Source organism: Methanosarcina thermophila TM-1 (genome assembly GCF_000969885.1).
In the GTDB taxonomy this organism is placed as follows: Archaea; Halobacteriota; Methanosarcinia; order Methanosarcinales; family Methanosarcinaceae; genus Methanosarcina; species Methanosarcina thermophila.
This window is the reverse complement of the sequence record NZ_CP009501.1, coordinates 2,756,291-2,773,131: the sequence shown is the minus strand read 5'-3', so window position 1 is coordinate 2,773,131 and position 16,841 is coordinate 2,756,291. Positions and strand designations below refer to the sequence as shown.

Here is a 16,841-nt window from a genome sequence, read left to right as displayed (position 1 = left end):
TTACTTACCTCCCAGGGCTGCAAATTCTTTATCCATCTTTGCAAGGACCGCATTCATAGAACCATCGAAATCCTCTTCGAACTTGACCTTGGGGAGCTCGTCCTTTGATTCCATCTTGAGGATTTCTGAAATAGGTACACCTGATTTCAGGGTATCCATAGCAGCGTCTCCCCATTTCATGATAGCCTGCAAGATCCTGTACTGTTTTGCAAACGGACTGTAAGTGTCTATTGGGTGGAATGCATTCTGCTGCAGGAAAACTTCCCTTATCATACGGGTAATCTCAAGCAGAAGCTGCTGTTCTTCCGGCAGTGCATCGGAACCAACAAGCTGCACGATTTCCTGCAGTTCGGATTCGGTCTGCAGCATATCCATTGCCCTTTCCCTCATGGGGACATAGTCGGGAGCCACATTAGCATTAAACCATTCATTAAGATCATCTTTGTACAGGCTATAGCTGTTCAGCCAGTTGATTGCTGGGAAGTGACGCCTCTGGGATAACTTTGCATCTAGAGCCCAGAATACTTTCACAATACGCAGAGTGTTCTGAGTGACAGGCTCGGAGAAGTCACCGCCTGGAGGGGATACCGCACCGATGGCAGTAATTGAACCTTTCTCACCACAGAGGGTCTCAGCAACCCCAGCACGCTCGTAGAATTCTGCCAGCCTTGCAGACAGATATGCCGGGTAACCTTCTTCACCAGGCATTTCTTCAAGACGAGAGGAGATTTCTCTCATGGCTTCTGCCCACCTTGAGGTGGAATCTGCCATAAGGGAGACGTCATATCCCATATCACGGAAATATTCCGCAAGTGTCATTCCTGTGTACACAGACGCTTCTCTTGCAGCCACAGGCATGTTTGAAGTATTAGCGACAAGAATGGTACGCTCCATAAGTGGCCTTCCAGTCTGCGGGTCTTCAAGTTCCGGGAACTCCCACAGAACATCTGCCATCTCGTTTCCGCGTTCACCGCAGCCGATGTAAACCACAATCTCGGTATCACTCCACTTTGCAAGCTGCTGCTGGGTAACGGTTTTTCCTGATCCGAAAGGTCCTGGAATTGCAGCAGTGCCTCCCTTTGCGACAGGGAAAAGTCCGTCAAGGATTCTCTGTCCAGTTACCAGAGGTTTTTCAGGAGTAAGTTTTCTCTTCACTGGCCTTGGTGTCCTGACTGGCCATTTCTGCATCATTTGCAGTTCTGTTCCATCAGTTAAGGTACATACTGTATCTACAACAGTAAAGTCTCCGCTCTTTATATCAGCAACTGTACCAGAGATGTAAGGAGGTACCATAATCTTGTGTTCAATGTTCACGGTTTCCTGAACAACACCAATTACGTCTCCACCATTTACATGGTCGCCTTTTTTGACAACAGGCTTGAATTCCCAGACTTTTTTGTGGTCAAGTCCATCTGCAGTAATCCCCCTGCCAATGAAACCACCAGTCTTTTCAAGCAGGATATGCAGTGGCCTCTGAACCCCATCATAAATACTGGAAAGAAGACCTGGACCGAGCTCTACTGACAGAGACATACCTGTAGTTATACAGGGTTCTCCTGGTTTTATGCCTGCTGTCTCTTCGTAAACCTGGATGATGGTCTTGTTTCCTACTATCTGGATAACTTCACCCATCAGCCCTTCATTACCGACTTTACAAAGGTCGTACATCTTTGCATCCAAGCCGATGGCGGTAACTACAGGCCCAGCCACACGATAAATTTCGCCTTTTACTTCCACAAATCAACACCTACCGCTTGTCTTATTTTATCTCTTAAACTTGAGCCTGTTTCGCTGCCTCCTAGTGCCACTACTGTGGGCTGGACAGACTCATTTAAGGTTTTCCTTAGAATTTCCGGCAGATTATTAATGTCATCATTATGCATTACAAGAATCCCAACATTTTTATCTTCAAGCACAGATCTTACAACGGACTCAGTAGCCTGGATATCAGCAGTCTCGTAAACTTTACTGATACCAGCCAGCCTGAATCCTGTAACAAATTCGCTTTTTCCAATCACTGCTAATTCCATTAAATAATCACCAACTGGTCTTTGATTAACTCATCACTGAGGCCACTCTCTTTACCCCTGAAAATGATCCGGAGATTGTTAGCCTCATTATTTTTATGAATGATATAGTCCAGAATAGGTACAACTGTGATCGGAGCTACATGCGAAAGAATGGTTGAAGATTCAAGATAGTATCTTGTGAGCTTGCTCTCAAGAGCAGTCAGAGAAGTCATTTCTGAACCTACGACGCCTGAGATTGCATCCCAGTACTGAGTTCTTTGAAGCTCATTAACAAACTCGTCATATGGTAGAGACGCCAGTTTCTGGATATTTAACTCGAGACCACCTTCAATCATGTTGGGCATGATGTCATCAAGCTGAGTAACTCCTGCCTTTTTCAGCCTGAAAAGGTTTATAAGATTCTTAACATCTACTTCCAGTCTGACAACTTTGGTAAAGAGCTTGCGGTCCTTGGTTCTTGGCTTTCCGATTGCTTCAAACAAGCCTGCATAATACATCTTGTCAAGTTCGTTTTCTATGTATGCTAGGTTAGTTCCGTCAAACTTCTGCAGCAAGGGATAGTACTCGGTATATTTCAGGGCATCAATGATTTCTTGGTATGTAGCCTTTGCTGCAAGTTCTGACATAGAAGTGTAAGTAAACTCCCCGGCAGCAATCAGAGATTCCAGGATATCTTCGACAGATGCGTTGTAAAGTTTACCACGGAGAAGTGTCTTAATATTCCAGATGTCATATCTTTTTAGATATGCAACAATGAGGTAGTTCAGTTCTCCTGCAGTTATTCTTACCAACTTATCATAGGTTAGCGCGAGATTCCTGTTCAATGCATGTTCTGCCAGATCGCCACCACTATATTTCATTGCCAGTTCGTCAACGTCGTTTTTATATTCAGACTCTTGGATAAAGCGGGTAATCTCGTCAATCCCCATATTAAGAAGTCGAGGGTACGTTTCTTTAGGAAGCAGCTTACTTTTCATCGCGCGGACACGGGTTACGGCATAAGGATAGTTAGAACTGCCTTTTTTCTTTTTATCGGATTTTCGTGAGGGTTTTCTCCCCCAGAGCTTCTCCAAAAGCGGCATTAAACATCACCCGTATAATATATCAGATATCTGCTTCAATGAACGTTCATATACGTCTTTCAGGATTGAATCGTATGTAAAATCTAACCTGATTGATCCATCTTCGTTTTCCAGAATAACTCCGCCGATGCAGTCAATATTGCCAGCGTAAGTCAGAGAGGTTAACTTTTTGACAATTTCTTCTGAATCCTTAGAAGAGTAAACTCTAGCACCACTTGCTTCGTACTTGTTGAGAATGTGCTTCAACAGCTCTTCTTTTTTGGATGCTGGCATTGACTTGATTTTTTCAACTGTCTGGTTATAAACTTTATCCAGAAGTTCCTTACGCTTATTAAGCGTAATTCTTTTTACTTCCAGGTTTGCACTTGATATGACCTGCTGGTGCAGATTTCGGAGGTCTTCTTCCGCTTTGGCAAGGCTGTCTCCGAGCATTTTCTTTTGTATTTCTTTAGCTTCATTTATGATCTCGGAGGCTTTTGCATCGCCTTCGGCTTTTATACGGGAAACCTCAGCTCTTGCACCCTCTTGGATGTCCTTTACAACGATCTCTAGTCCCATGCTTACACCTCCAAATAAATTTAGAGCAAAAAAGTGCTCTAAAGCCTAGAGCAAAACTCTAAGCTGCTTAGAGTGCAACGATACCTAGGGGGAACTTAGAGCACTATAGCTGTTCTAAGCTTACTCGGTAAGGAAAAAAAGCCCGAATAAGCTTAGAACAATGCTCTAAGGGATTTAAGAGCGAAAGCTCTTAAATTTAAGCAGAATTGATAAGCAATGCAACGACAAGACCGAAGATAACAATGGTTTCTGGAATGACAGTAAGGATTAGACCTTTACCGAATAATCCTTCGTTTTCTGCCATTGCGCCGATTGCTGCTGTACCGATATCTTTTTCAGCTATTGCAGATGCAAGACCAGTTACTGCGATTGCGATTGATGCACCAAGTGCTTTCATTCCTTCTGCGTCCAAAAAGAGACCTGCTGTTGCTCCGTCTGTCATTTTTTTATTCCTCCGTGTATTTTCTTATATATCCGAATGGGTTGAATTTTCTGCCCCCGCCTTCATAGAATTTTCCAAAGAATTCTACATACTGCAACCTGAGTGCATGCAGTCCGGGAGCGATAATACTCAGAACAGTGTTAAGGCCATGTCCGAGTATGAACACAAGTATTGCAGCTATTGCTGTAAAGCCGATCTGAGAATGATCAGGCCAAACCATCTTGAATGCAATATCATTTACCGTGCCTGCTATGTAGATCGAAGACAGTCCTACTGCTATAATACGAGCGTATGAAAGTGCATTACCCATTAGAGATGGCAACTCGATCGGACCTTTAATACCCTCACCCATGGTGAGCATAACAATGCCGATAACGAGAATAAGAGCGCCTGGATAAGTAAGCACTGGAACAACGCCAAAATAGCCGAGAACTGCAACGAGCACACCAAGCTCGATAATGATCCAACTGCCTTTTTCAAGGACCGCATGTTTCATACCATGGTGTCTGGCAATGTTTGAAAATCCGAATAGGAAACCAAGGTTTAAATGAAGCAGTCCTACAAAGACACTTATTGCAATCATTGTCATTACCATGTGAGACCTGTGGATCGGGAATGTAAATTCCTCACCTCCAATTGAAGGGAACAGGGTTATTGTTTCCCAGAATGGAAGCAAACCTGGCACCACACCGTGTTCTCCATGTGTACTTGCCAGAGGGAATCCCAGGAACTCACCATAAAGAATTCCAAATATAAATGCCGATATCTGACAATAGATTAAAATATTCATGAGAGGCTTAACTGCGTCTGACTTTACCAGTTTTTTGATAGCCACCGCAAGCGTTCCCAGGATCAGTGCATATCCGATGTCCCCGAGAATCATTCCATACATCAGTGGGAAGGTTATGAAAATCGCTGATGATGGATCAATTTCAGTATATTTGGGTCTGGAATACAGATCCATAATCTCCTGCATCGGTGCCACAACTTTTGAGTTATTGTACTCGACAGGAGCATTCTCCTCTTCCTCTTCACTAACTTCGAGGCTGGTGACGTATGCCCTGCCATTAGTGGCACTATTAACCACACTGACAACTTTGTCGTAATCTTCGGTTGGAGTCCAACCATCGATTATGAACGCGTTTGCAGATGTAGCTATCCTAAGAGGCAGTTCTGCCTTCTGACTCTCGATACTCAGGACCTCGTCGCTTGCAAGGAGGAAATCGGCGTACTTGGATTTCAAGGACTCGATTTCACCTTTTAAGGATTCGATCCTTCTAGTGACTTCAGCTTCTCTCTGTTCAATGAATCTTAACAGTTCGCTTGGGACACCACCTCTGTCTGGAATTCTAAGTTCTTTGAATCCAAGACCCTGAAGTACTTCGTAGACTTTGTCAGCATCATTTTTAGCTACAAACAGTACAACTGCTTTTGATTGAGGGTCGTAGTACAGTTCGTAAGCTTGTGTGATACTCGAAATCTGACTTTCATCCAGGTTGCTTTTTACCGTACCTGCAAAAACCTTCAGGTTTTCATAGCCACGGTAATATTCGAAGTCGAGATCTATGGACAGATAAGGGAGGATTTCCTTTTTCTGAGAATCCAGATCCTTTAATTCATTTTCAAGCTGGGAAATTGATTGTGTTTTAGCTGAAATTGCCCTGTCCAGTTCATTCAACTTCGAATCAAGCTCACGCAGGACAGCGTCAGATTTCTGAACTACCGGTTCTTTGCTTTCGATCCCCAAATAATTGGCGATAGAACGGATCTTCACAAGCTTTTTAGAGACTTCCTCTGCGTTTTTAAATGGCTTGCTGATCTTAAAACCAGACTCATCTTCGACAAAGTCTTCGATGTGAAAAAGATTTATATCATGCAATGCATCGATGGTTTCTTTTAGAATGCTTTTGTGCCCGACAATAACGGCCCTTGTCATCTCTTTAGGTCTACTCATTAAGGACCGCCCTCTCAAACTCCTGTACAAGGTAATTGACGGATTTGTCGATGTTAGCTTGAGCTTTTTGGGACATGGCTAATGCGTTTTTCTCACCATCGTTGATGATCTTATCTCTTTCCTCCAGGATCTTTTTTTCACCCTCTTTAAAAGAGTCTTGTGAAGCTTTATGTGCATCAATTTCGGCCTGTTTCAGGATTTCCCTGGCTTCAGCCCGAGCATCGGAAATGCGCTTGTTTTTAGCGTCAATGGCCTCTTCAATCATTAACCTGGCGCTTTCCTCTGCTTTTTTTATTTCAGATAAGATTTCATTTTTAGCCATGTGAATCTCCGTCTCTCAAAATTTAATATATAAATTAATAATTAAAAATCCCTACTCCAATGGAGGTAGTTAACAAATCCTTCGCGAAAGAACTATATAACAGCTTCGGTTTTATCAAAGAAGAGGAGAGTTAATATAATAGAAAATCGTGATATATTTAATGTATAAGAAATTTTTAAGAAAATAAAAAATATAAATAGCAAAATATACGAATTAAATGAAAAAGATTAAATATAACAGTAAAAAATAATTGGAACCTGACAGTGAAATATAATTAAGTAATGAAAATTTATCAAGTTAATTATCTGAACATAAAATGTAAAGCGCAACCATGATTATTGAGATAAAATTCAGAAAATATACTCCTAACTGTATTAATCTTAATTAAAAAATTATAAATTGATTATTTCGTAAAAGACGTTTTAGCTCTTTTTTCAGGCAAATAAAAGTTTTTAGAGGCTTTTTAAACTAAGACACAGAAGTTATTTTGTCTAGCAAAAATTGTAAAAATTTTCATTTAGTTGAACCTAAACTCAGGGTAAATTAAACCTTTAAAAAGCCGACTTACTAAAATAAGCTCCTATCCGGTCTCCAACTGTATGTTAATTCAGTATGCACAATTCGGTATTCAGTTTTCAATTTTGAAAATCCAGTTTATTCTCAGCTAAAAAAGAAGCATTTCAGGAGAAAAGCCCTGAAAACGTTTATTCATAAGTCAGCCAATTAAAAAATAGAATTAAAAAATAACATAAAAAATGTTATTTAAGCCTGTAAGGGATCCGCGCACCCTGAGGGATCGTATGGATATATTCTTTTCGGAAATCAGGGTTGCGCATCATACAATAAGCAGCATCCTTTCTGTAGGCATCATGCTTACCCATGCGCTTCCAGATAGTTTCCAGGGAGTCTTCACAGATATTTCCAAAAGAGAGAGGAGTGTAGGCGCATGGCATAACTTCCCCGTCCGAAGCAATGTGTATCCAGCGTTTACCCGCAAAACATCCGAATAAGCTGGGACCCATAAAATAAGGGAGTGCGGTAACTCTGGGACCTTCAGGTCTGGAATTCATTGATTTATGGAATCTCTCAAGACGTGATACATCTTTCTCAGTTATGACCTCATCCTCATGATCAAGCCAGCGTCCGACTGCAACTATCTCATAGATGGAGAGCTCATGCATCTCAAGATCAGCTGCAAGGTTATAAAATTCCTCAAGGTAATCAATATTGTGAGGAGAAACGACCACAAACATATCAGTAAGGATTCCAGCAGTTTCTGCATTCTTTATTCCGGCAATCGCATCCCTGTATGCCCCCTCTCGTCCCCGAATGCGATCGTGTTCAGCCTCAAAGGGACTGTCTAGGCTGATTCTTGAAGCATAAAGACCTGCTGCTTTGAGCTCCCTTGCCCTCTCTTCGGAAAGCCTGAAACCTGAGGTAAAACAGGTAGCAATTGCCCTTGATTTATCCACTCTAGCTACCATCTCAACAAGGTCATTTCGGAGCATGGTCTCCCCTCCATCGAAAGAGATAAGATAAGACCCCAGATCCAGACCCTGATCCACCGCCCTGGAAATCTCATCCAGGGTCAATTCCCTTTCGGGTTTAATATCGGCTGCTCCACAGTGAATACAGCGATTGGGACAGCGGGCAGTAATTCCTATTGAGAGTTGATCAGGAACTCTTTTTTTTCTGATGGATGCGATCTCAGCACTTATCACACGACTGAAAACAGGTCCCGGAATAGGTGGGATCCATGTAGAAAAAATAATCTCGTTCTCATTTACTGAGATGGGTTTTTCTTCCTCAAAGATTTTGTTTATGCGCTTTAGGAAGGGTTTTGCAAGCTGGGAAAGAGGACCTTCTGCATCAAGCACCATTTTTTCGTTTTCTGTACTGGCGTTTACCTTAAGCACCGGACTATCATATACTCGCATGGACACACCTGGTAAAGTTAGTAGCAAAAGTTGGAAGACTTATTAGATTTGATAAATATTAAATACCATTTCCCATTTTACATCAGAAAATTCGGCAGAGTACAATTTATTTTTCAGGAAGAGCTGAGCGATTAAATGTTCTCAAGCATATCTAAAGTTATGTAATCGGTAATCTGGAAAAGCTTATCCCTTGCCGAGCATGCTCTAAATGTCATAAGTGTATCTTTTGCCGCGTTAACGTGCATCTTTACGGCGTCTATGGACTTTTGTATTGCTTCTTCTTTTGACATGTTCATAGTATACACGTGCGGCAAGGTTTGAGATGTGAATTTTGATTTCTTGCCTTCAACTACTTCCATAAACTCAAGGATATCATCAACAATTTGATATGCCATCCCCAGAGAGTTTCCAAAGAAATTAAAACGCCCTGCTAGAGCTTCGTCAGCCCCTCCAGTATATGCCCCTATGGAAGCGCTGATTGCAAATAGAGAAGCCGTTTTCTTGTAGATGCACTCAAAATAGCTGCTCTCCCCGAAATCATCCTCATCAAGTCTCAAATCAAGAACTTCTCCTTCAGCCATATTCATCCCAGCTCTTCCAAAGTCCCTGATGACTTTCTTGCCATAAGGAGAAATTAACTCGATGGATTTTGCAATTAAATAATCACCACAAAGGAGCGCTTTAGAAGGACCAAATTTTTCAGGAGCAGTAGGCAGATTTCTTCTAATAATCCCCTGATCCAGGAGGTCATCATGGATGAGAGAAGCCGAATGCATCATTTCTACAGCAAGAGCTGCATTAAGGCTTTGATAATACGTGCCTGAACAGATCTCACAGGATAGGAGGAGGATAATTGGCCGGATTCGTTTTCCTCCGGTATTACAGACATGTTCTACCATTTTTTTTAAGCTAGATTCCTCCATTTGATTAATGAAGGCACTTATTCCGGATTCAACATATCTGTATTCTTCCCACTCTTCGATATTCATCAATATTACTCCGTGTACTTGGGCGGGCGCTCATTAGTAATTTCATTGCTTCAAACTTAGGCTCAGAACCATAGTTCAGCTAATACTTACGTGTTTTCCTTCAGCAAGGTTGGAGGAAAGTTACGTGTATATTCTAGATAAACTTTAAAGTTCTCATTGTTTTCGTCCCTTGTTTGAAAGCTGTCAGTTTGGGAGCTATCTCGAGGTCGCATGTTCAGCAGTTATCTGCAATTTATTTTGTTTCCTTGAGTTTTACCTTTACCCTTAGAGTTGGGGGGCTATGCCCTATGTAGAGTTGGGGGGCAAGATAGAACTTTAGCTATTACAAAATGACTATCCAGAGACCAAAAACCTCTCATTTTATAAACAACACGCCGGCGATAGAAAAATGCAAGCAGTGTTTTGTTCCTTATTCATTTAAAACTCGTATAACATGATCATTACATTAACTTTTTTGTTAGATTCCAATATTTTATCAGCTATTAAAAAGAGAATATATTTCAAAACCATACAAAGAAACTTTATATACCCAAAACCGTGTAAAGAAACATCATTTGTATCCCTGTAGGCGGGACAAAATTATTGCTACACTTCAAATGTTAGATTTGTTTGAGTATCAATCTACATTCCTTTTGTAAGAAAGATGCGAAAAGAAAATATTTTTATTTAAAAATTAATAAAAAAATAGAGAAATCAGCAGAAATCTTGAGTTTAACAGAGTAATAAAATAATATTATCCAGAGTATATTTAAGAGAATATACTCCGCAATATATGTGTTGAAAAAAATCCATTATATGTGAAAAAAGGTTGACAATAAGATAAAACTCTGTATATAAAATTAAAATATATAATAATGGGCATATAAATTAAGGCTTTTACGTAGCTCTTACCAGCAAACTGAAAAAAAGGTCTACCACAAATGCCTTGTCAAGTAAGCTCTAACAAAAGCCTGCACCCACTTAATCCAGTTACTATGCAATGCCGGTTTTCGCTCAAGCCTTTTCAAAAAAGGCTTGTGGTTAAGCAAATGAAGTAACCAGAGTGGATCCGTAATCCTGAAATGCAACATGGGAAGCGAAAAGAATATATATGAGAATTACCTCTAGATGTGTTGCAGTTTGCGTTGATGGTCTAGCGGCTATGACTTGGGCCTTCCAAGCCCAAAACCCGGGTTCGAATCCCGGTCGACGCATTTAACTTTTCTAAAGAAAAGAAAACTAAATCACTCTTTTTCTCATTTTCATATTGAACTAAACATACTAAATCAATCGGACGTTAGTGCGAGGGTTGCCCAGCCAGGTCAAAGGCGATGGGTTTAGGACCCATTTTCGTAGGAATTCGTGCGTTCGAATCGCACCCCTCGCATCCTTTTTACAGAAGGCTATTATCAGCCATTCATACTGGATTTTTTGCAAGATTTATTGGACAGGGGAATATCACTCGAGAGCTTCTCGGCAACGGGAGACCTGATTTTAAAATATATAATTAAGTATTTATTTATATGATTAATATATAATTGCTTAAATTGGGGGTAAATCCATAAAACATGGGGAAGGTGAAAAGGCATGAGGGTAAGTGCTAGCAGTATGCAGGAAATTTTTAGAGATATGAAGTTTCCAATGACAAAAGATCAAATTCTAGAGCAGGCAAGAAGTAAGAACGTCTCCAGTGATATAGTGGAAGATTTACAAATGATTCCTGACAGAGAATACGAGTCAGCTGATTCCTTAATTAGAGCAATAGAAGCAGCCAGCCAGCAGGTCGGCGGTGGAGGAGGAGGGAAGAGTCAGTCATTCGGTGGATCCGGCACTGGTGGGACAGGCGGAGGTGGTCCGTCAGAAGGAGGAAGCAGCCAGAGTTTTGGAGGAAGAGGAGGAGCATAAGTCTAACAATTGCAGATGGTCAATTCTATAATTTCAGGTACTTTACATGAAATATGAATCGTAAAAAAAGATCGGATTTACCCCCGATCGGTAATAATTGCACAAATATAAACGATTCTCAATAGTAACTCTTGTCCCTTAATTACCTCAATAGTATTCTATCGGAATTTTCTCTCGACGTTTTTCTCAACGTTTTTCTATGGAAGGTCTCAAAAATTATCTTGAGAAATGGAGACAGGTTTTTGTCCTGCTGTATACCTCTCTGAACCTGTATATGCAACAAGTTTTCCATCTTCCATCACCGATATTGAGCCGTGCCCGCAACAAATAAGACATTTCTTGCCTTTTCCAGCAAGTTTTTCATCAATTTCGGAAATAAGAGAAAGAAGAGCTTTTCGTTCCTCTCGTGCAAGCTTGCTGTCAACGTTCACCGACGTCATAAGGTAATCAGCCAGAATGTTATATTCCGTTCTTTCAGGGCTCAGGCTACTGAAATTGATCATTGCATCTTGAGGAAAAAGAAGCCCCTCTTCCGGGCAAAGGTAAAATATCTCTCCATGCATGTGCCCGCCTATACCTTCAAGAGCTTCAAACTCCAGGTCGCCTATCCTGAATCGAGCAATGATAGGGAATGGACCCCGCTTTTCAATTGACTCGGTGGACGAGGAAATTTCAGGAAAGAGAATTATGTTTTCAGGAGGAGTAAACTTGGAAAACAGGTTTATTATCTTCGTATAAACCTCTTCCAGAATACAATCCTGATTGCTGGAGCCGTAGGCTCTGCTGGTCTCCCGAGTGATCAGAAAAGTCTTATGGTTAAGATAGGACGGCGCAGGAAAAAGTCCAGCAGCCCCGCAATGGTCGGCATCGGCATGTGTTATGTAAATTCTTTTTAGCAGGCTCAGATCCCCAAGCCCGTAATACTGGAGCATATTCACAACATCCTGGAAATAAATTCCATATCCAGTATCAATCATGACCCTTTCAGAGGGAGTATTGAAGAGATAGATATTTCCTCCGCAAGGAGGTTGAAAACAGAAAAGCTCAATATCGTCTTTGATCTTGATCCTCTGTACATCTGCATAAAAGTTATCTCCTGAAGTCCTGTTAAGGCAATCCCCAACTTTCAGGATATTCTCAAAAACCTCAATAGGATCTTTCTGAAGGTTTGAAAGTTCCTGAGCAATGTGATTAATATCATGCAGGAACCTCATCAAAAAATCGTCTTCTGCACTCCCTATAAACGACCTGAGCTTCTGGGCAAGCCGAAGATAAAATACCGTATCATCAAGTTTCTCCCCAGTTGTATCGTACTCTAAAATTTCGAGCCTGTATCTGGATTTGAGCTGGTTCATGAGAGCATCGATCATATCTGGATTTTCAATGTGAAGACCCACGACAAGTCTTTCAGGATGCTGTCCTCGATCGTCAAAATCAAGATAAGTAATGTTGGCTTCCGCTGAAGTGATATAATTCAGAAGATCAAATAAAGCCCCAGGACAGTTAGGAAGATAGATATGGAATTTGAGGAAGGCTATAGGTTGAAGGGAAGTCTGAAGATAGCCTATTTTTTCCAGCTCCTCACGGATTTTTTCATAAGCCTGCGGAGCAGCAGTCACCTCAAAAAAAACAGTGTGCATATCTATCCTGCGGTCGTACTGAATCCTGTTAATATTTCCTTCGTACCGAGTGATGATTTCGGCTGCCCTGTGCAGTGCCCCCGGTCTGTCAGGCATCCGGGCAATAAAAGAGAACTGTTCCATTGGACATCCCCTGATTACATATTCTAATTTCTCATAATTTAGATAAAATCTTTTTTACATTAAGCTTTCCTGTTAGCAGCAGAGAAAAATTGGAGTTGAAATCGAGTTGAGATTGAGGATTAAAAGCGAGATTTAAAGAAGCTTAAACTACAATTTAAAACTAGAACTTAAACTTCAAGTACAAGGGCAGAAAGCCCCAGAGCCTCAAAAGCTTCAATAATATCTAAAAGAGGGTTCTCTTTTCTATAAAAAAGATGAGAACTACACTTACAATCAGTACACCCGAAACCTGAAACAAAATCTCCTCCAATCCTGCTGGCAAGCGCGCACTCAAGCCGCGCAGAAGTAAAGGCGTAAACTGCAGAAACCAGCCTGAAAGCAGGACTCAGGTGAAGATAATCTACATGCCATTTTGGGTTTCGGTCCTTGTTCCTGGAAAGGTTAATGTGTCTCTTTAACCTTTTAAGCCCTCCTGATCCCAGAGCCGAACCCACATAGATATGAAATCCTGAACGGAAAAAGAATTCTCCCTTTTTACCTACCTCAAATTTGCATGCCTGATTCTCAAATATCAAACAGTAGACGCCTTTCCCGGAAAAAATATCCTTCTCAGAGTAATTATTTTCCTCTAAGTGAGCAGTTCTCTCGGAATAATCAATTTTCTTGGAATAAACGTTTTCTTCGGAAAAGGACATCTCAAAGCTCCTATTTTTATCTCAAAACCTGAATCAAATCTCAAGGCTTCAATTTATCTCCTGAGACCTGAAAATATTTTCCAAGCAGAGGCTCTACTGCTTTTTCCAGTGCGTCTTTCCACTTAAGCGCTTCAATCCAGGAAACGGGTATGGCATCAATCCCCAGCCTGGCTCCAAGAATGCCCCCCGCAACGCTCCCAACCGAGTCCGAATCCCCTGTAATATTCACTGCGGTCTGTACTGCTTTTTTGTAGTCGTCAGGGTAACGCAGTATGCAGAAGTATGCCATGGCAAAAGTTTCATCTGCGTACCAGCCCTGCCCGAGTTTCTTCAAGCCTTCTTCGTCTCCGATGCCACTGTAAGCCAACTTATATGAATTTTCCAGCGCATGAGTAAACTCCTGAGAAATTCCATGAGTTACCTCAAAAAGAGGTTCAAACATATCCCCGGGTTCCACCCCATCAAGAGCAAGTTTAACTGCATATGCTCCTGCAAGGGAAGCGGCTTCTGCGACCGGATGGGAGTGGGTTATTTTGCCCGAAATCAGGGCGACTTTAACCAGCTTTTGAGGATCATTTTGGAAAATAAAACCAAGAATCCCAGCCCGCATAAGACTCCCACAGGTTTTGGATCTGAGACCGGATTCGCTCCAGGGAATCCCAGCCTTAAGTCTCAGGGCTGCGCCTCTGGTAGTCACCCCTGCTCCCAGATCAGGCTCATCAAGCCAGAACACAAACTCCTCTGCTATCCTGTCCATAAGCCCGGGAATTTCAAGCTCTGCTCCCCGAAGCAGCCCTTTGGCAAGTACAAACATCAACTGAGTATCATCGGTCCAGGGAGAATCAGGTGGGAGTTCAAGAATTCCTTTCTCTCCATACATACTTTTGATTTGTTCAAGAGTTAGATGCTCTACAGGGCGGCCGAGAGCGTCAGCACAGGCTGTGCCGAAGAGATAGCCACGCAGCTTTTTTTCAATATCTGACACATCTGGCAATTTTTCTGTTCTCATGATTTTAATCCGCTTCCTCAAGTTCCAGCTTATAATTATTAACAGGTATCAAAGAAAAAACATCGTATTGAGGTAAATCAGGCAATCATAGAAAAAAGAGTGGAAAAATGGATAGAGTAAAGTTTAGAGATTTAGCTGACAGATCGAACTGTAAAAGGAAAAGTAGTAAAAATAAGGTCAAAAATTTAAAAGTATATAGTAAAATCTGATTTGAAGAATTAGAAATTTACATGAAAAGAAATTAGCATAAAGAAAAAATTCGTGCAAAGAGGGTATAAAAAAGATGCTCCAATGGGGATTTGAACCCCAGTCGCAGGAGTGAGAGTCCTGAATGATTGGCCGAGCTACACTATTGGAGCATTCTGTTATCTGTTATTATGCTTTGCCTCACAGGCAGCATATCTTCAAGTAATTTATAAAATATAAACCTTTCGTTTGACTTTATAAAGAATAAGGAATTGCCGGCAGGATTTCACCCCACCGGCGTGCTTGAGAAGAACTTTTCTAGAAGCTTTCTTTAAACTCGAAGGGTAGTTTTGTTTCTATTCGATTCTCTAAGATCAAGTTCTCAGGGGCTGATTATACGAACATAGCCTGGGGGATTGTGGGTTCCGTGGTGTTTACAACTTTCTCATACGCTTTCAGGAAGTCAGCCATTGTAATCTGTTTACCGCGCCTGCGCAGCACAAAAATTCCGGCTTCCTTGACAATAACGCTGATATCTGCCCCGCTCATGCCTTTCATGATTTTTGCAAGTCTCTCAAAGTCCACGTCATCTGCAAGATTCATTTTCCGTGTGTGAATCTTAAGGATTTCGACCCTTCCTTTCTCATCAGGGAGAGGAACCTCGATAGACCTGTCAAACCTGCCGGGCCTGAGAAGAGCAGGATCAAGCAGATCAATTCTGTTGGTTGCAGCAACCACTTTTACATTGCCTTTAGGATCAAAGCCATCCATCTCCGCAAGGAGTTGAAGCATTGTCCTGTTGACCTCAGCCGAGCCGCTGGTTCCGTCGTAAGTTCTCATGCTGCCGACAGCATCGATCTCATCTATGAAGAGAATACTCGGGGATTTATCCCGGGCAAGCTGGAAAATATCTTTGACAAGCCTTGAGCCCTCACCTACGAATTTCTGAACCAGATCAGAACCCGACATCCTGATGAAGGTTGCTTTTGCCTGAGAGGCTATGGCTTTTGCGATAAGAGTCTTGCCTGTTCCCGGCGCGCCGTGGAGCAGAACACCTGAAGGGGGCTCGATCCCAAGTTCCTCGAAAAGCTCGGGATGAGTAAGCGGAAGTTCAACGCTTTCCCTGACTTCCTGGAGTACCTCGTCAAGCCCACCAATCATACTGTAGTCCACACCAGGCGAGTGAATGAGCTCCATAACCTGAGCCCGAACATCGGCAGCCCTGCTGACTATGGAGATAATTGAGTATGCACCATTTACTGCAACCCTCATACCGGGCTCGATCTTTCCTATATATTCTTCAGGAATCCGGGTGAGAACTTCCTGGTTGTTCCCATGCTGCCTTATAAGTGCAATTTCCCCGTTTACCTCAAGAATAGTTGCAATAAAGAGAGGGGGTTCAGTAAGTTGCTCCAGATGAGCTTTCAATTTATTGATCTCCTGAAGGTGCCTCCCTGTTGCCACACTTGCCTCAAGAAGCCGGGCCTTCATGTTTTCATTCTGGACCCTCATGATCTCTATCTCGGTCAAAAGGGACTTCACATCTTCAATATTGATCTTCCCGCACTCAAGCTGGAACTCTACCCTTGTTTTGATATCTTCCAGAGAAGATCTTATTACACTGTCTTCTGACATTTGGAAACACCTTTTTTATCGCATGAGATTGAGTTTAGATATGGTTTATAAAGATTAGTTTACTCGGAATTATTGATTTGTGAATACTGATTTGATGACAGCTGCCTACGGATTTGCTATTAAACTTCGTAATCAGTTAATAAGCCATAGCCAGTTAACCAGTAAAGTTTAAGCGTTATTTCTCGGAAAGGCTGCCCACCTGTATTATATTAGAGATCTCAGTTAGATCTTAGTTAGATCTCAATTAGATCTCAGGGTTATTACATTCTCTCTCGGCTTCTACAAGAAGTAAGCCTGAGAAACGGGAAAACAGGGAAGAATCCATTTCATAAAAAAATCCCCCGTTATAGTAAGA

General features: G+C 41.7%; 14 protein-coding genes and 3 tRNA genes. 3 read left to right on the top strand and 14 right to left on the bottom strand.

Annotation, left to right across the window (positions count from 1 at the left end; all coding sequences use genetic code 11):
- From MSTHT_RS12080 to MSTHT_RS12040, 9 genes are all read right to left on the bottom strand, one after another.
- Window positions 1–1,737, bottom strand: coding sequence for an ATP synthase subunit A (locus tag MSTHT_RS12080; protein WP_048167998.1), 1,737 nt, complete (start codon window positions 1,735–1,737; stop codon window positions 1–3).
- Window positions 1,728–2,030: a V-type ATP synthase subunit F gene (locus tag MSTHT_RS12075; RefSeq protein ID WP_048167997.1), complete on the bottom strand. Its 303-nt coding sequence runs from the start codon at window positions 2,028–2,030 to the stop codon at window positions 1,728–1,730. The genes MSTHT_RS12080 and MSTHT_RS12075 overlap by 10 nt, the downstream gene beginning before the upstream one ends.
- Complete coding sequence (locus tag MSTHT_RS12070) at window positions 2,030–3,112, bottom strand: V-type ATP synthase subunit C (RefSeq protein ID WP_048167996.1); 1,083 nt, start codon at window positions 3,110–3,112, stop codon at window positions 2,030–2,032. The genes MSTHT_RS12075 and MSTHT_RS12070 overlap by 1 nt, the downstream gene beginning before the upstream one ends.
- A 6-nt stretch (window positions 3,113–3,118) precedes the next feature.
- The gene (locus MSTHT_RS12065; RefSeq protein WP_048167995.1) at window positions 3,119–3,670 is read right to left on the bottom strand and encodes a V-type ATP synthase subunit E; all 552 of its coding nucleotides are present in this window, start codon (window positions 3,668–3,670) and stop codon (window positions 3,119–3,121) included.
- A 196-nt stretch (window positions 3,671–3,866) separates the two neighbouring features.
- Window positions 3,867–4,112, bottom strand: a complete 246-nt coding sequence (locus MSTHT_RS12060; RefSeq protein WP_048167994.1) for an ATP synthase — start codon at window positions 4,110–4,112, stop codon at window positions 3,867–3,869.
- 4 nt (window positions 4,113–4,116) lie between these two features.
- Entirely contained in the window at window positions 4,117–6,066 is a 1,950-nt protein-coding gene (locus MSTHT_RS12055) for a V-type ATP synthase subunit I (RefSeq protein WP_181952195.1), read from the bottom strand.
- On the bottom strand, window positions 6,059–6,388 hold the full coding sequence (ahaH, locus tag MSTHT_RS12050; protein ID WP_048167992.1) for an ATP synthase archaeal subunit H: 330 nt from the start codon (window positions 6,386–6,388) through the stop codon (window positions 6,059–6,061). Before ahaH ends, MSTHT_RS12055 begins: the two co-directional genes overlap by 8 nt.
- A gap of 758 nt (window positions 6,389–7,146) precedes the next feature.
- On the bottom strand, window positions 7,147–8,325 hold the full coding sequence (locus MSTHT_RS12045; protein ID WP_048167991.1) for a radical SAM protein: 1,179 nt from the start codon (window positions 8,323–8,325) through the stop codon (window positions 7,147–7,149).
- Window positions 8,326–8,456: 131 nt separating this feature from the next.
- The gene (locus MSTHT_RS12040) at window positions 8,457–9,314 is read right to left on the bottom strand and encodes a geranylfarnesyl diphosphate synthase (protein WP_048167990.1); all 858 of its coding nucleotides are present in this window, start codon (window positions 9,312–9,314) and stop codon (window positions 8,457–8,459) included.
- Between the two features lie 1,121 nt (window positions 9,315–10,435).
- On the opposite strand from MSTHT_RS12040, the gene MSTHT_RS12035 reads away from it, so the two are divergent.
- The 3 genes from MSTHT_RS12035 to MSTHT_RS12025 all read left to right on the top strand — a co-directional run bounded on the left by MSTHT_RS12035 (window position 10,436) and on the right by MSTHT_RS12025 (window position 11,198).
- Window positions 10,436–10,507, top strand: a tRNA-Gly gene (locus MSTHT_RS12035).
- Between the two features lie 88 nt (window positions 10,508–10,595).
- Window positions 10,596–10,680: transfer RNA gene (locus MSTHT_RS12030), tRNA-Leu, on the top strand.
- 221 nt (window positions 10,681–10,901) lie between these two features.
- Window positions 10,902–11,198 (top strand): DUF2795 domain-containing protein, encoded by a 297-nt coding sequence (locus MSTHT_RS12025; protein ID WP_187148759.1) that lies wholly within the window; start codon window positions 10,902–10,904, stop codon window positions 11,196–11,198.
- 209 nt (window positions 11,199–11,407) lie between these two features.
- Here the strand turns inward: MSTHT_RS12025 and MSTHT_RS12020 are convergent, their stop codons facing one another.
- The 5 genes from MSTHT_RS12020 to MSTHT_RS12000 form a co-directional block, all read right to left on the bottom strand.
- Window positions 11,408–12,961 (bottom strand): ACT domain-containing protein, encoded by a 1,554-nt coding sequence (locus tag MSTHT_RS12020; protein ID WP_048167988.1) that lies wholly within the window; start codon window positions 12,959–12,961, stop codon window positions 11,408–11,410.
- A gap of 167 nt (window positions 12,962–13,128) precedes the next feature.
- Window positions 13,129–13,656 (bottom strand): GIY-YIG nuclease family protein, encoded by a 528-nt coding sequence (locus MSTHT_RS12015; protein ID WP_082086840.1) that lies wholly within the window; start codon window positions 13,654–13,656, stop codon window positions 13,129–13,131.
- Window positions 13,657–13,696: 40 nt separating this feature from the next.
- Complete coding sequence (locus MSTHT_RS12010) at window positions 13,697–14,665, bottom strand: ADP-ribosylglycohydrolase family protein (RefSeq protein ID WP_048167987.1); 969 nt, start codon at window positions 14,663–14,665, stop codon at window positions 13,697–13,699.
- Window positions 14,666–14,949: 284 nt separating this feature from the next.
- Window positions 14,950–15,024, bottom strand: a tRNA-Glu gene (locus MSTHT_RS12005).
- 220 nt (window positions 15,025–15,244) lie between these two features.
- Window positions 15,245–16,486, bottom strand: a complete 1,242-nt coding sequence (locus tag MSTHT_RS12000) for a proteasome-activating nucleotidase (protein ID WP_048167986.1) — start codon at window positions 16,484–16,486, stop codon at window positions 15,245–15,247.
- Window positions 16,487–16,841: the final 355 nt, after the last annotated feature.

Excerpts from the sequence above, each read along its gene's own strand:
- MSTHT_RS12075 (WP_048167997.1), bottom strand. The coding sequence starts at position 2,030 with ATGGAATTAGCAGTGATTGGAAAAAGCGAATTTGTTACAGGATTCAGG.
- MSTHT_RS12070 (WP_048167996.1), bottom strand. The coding sequence starts at position 3,112 with ATGCCGCTTTTGGAGAAGCTCTGGGGGAGAAAACCCTCACGAAAATCC.
- MSTHT_RS12065 (WP_048167995.1), bottom strand. The coding sequence starts at position 3,670 with ATGGGACTAGAGATCGTTGTAAAGGACATCCAAGAGGGTGCAAGAGCT.
- MSTHT_RS12060 (WP_048167994.1), bottom strand. The coding sequence starts at position 4,112 with ATGACAGACGGAGCAACAGCAGGTCTCTTTTTGGACGCAGAAGGAATG.
- MSTHT_RS12055 (WP_181952195.1), bottom strand. The coding sequence starts at position 6,066 with ATGAGTAGACCTAAAGAGATGACAAGGGCCGTTATTGTCGGGCACAAA.
- ahaH (WP_048167992.1), bottom strand. The coding sequence starts at position 6,388 with ATGGCTAAAAATGAAATCTTATCTGAAATAAAAAAAGCAGAGGAAAGC.
- MSTHT_RS12045 (WP_048167991.1), bottom strand. The coding sequence starts at position 8,325 with ATGCGAGTATATGATAGTCCGGTGCTTAAGGTAAACGCCAGTACAGAA.
- MSTHT_RS12040 (WP_048167990.1), bottom strand. The coding sequence starts at position 9,314 with ATGAATATCGAAGAGTGGGAAGAATACAGATATGTTGAATCCGGAATA.
- MSTHT_RS12025 (WP_187148759.1), top strand. The coding sequence starts at position 10,902 with ATGCAGGAAATTTTTAGAGATATGAAGTTTCCAATGACAAAAGATCAA.
- MSTHT_RS12020 (WP_048167988.1), bottom strand. The coding sequence starts at position 12,961 with ATGGAACAGTTCTCTTTTATTGCCCGGATGCCTGACAGACCGGGGGCA.
- MSTHT_RS12015 (WP_082086840.1), bottom strand. The coding sequence starts at position 13,656 with ATGTCCTTTTCCGAAGAAAACGTTTATTCCAAGAAAATTGATTATTCC.
- MSTHT_RS12010 (WP_048167987.1), bottom strand. The coding sequence starts at position 14,665 with ATGAGAACAGAAAAATTGCCAGATGTGTCAGATATTGAAAAAAAGCTG.
- MSTHT_RS12000 (WP_048167986.1), bottom strand. The coding sequence starts at position 16,486 with ATGTCAGAAGACAGTGTAATAAGATCTTCTCTGGAAGATATCAAAACA.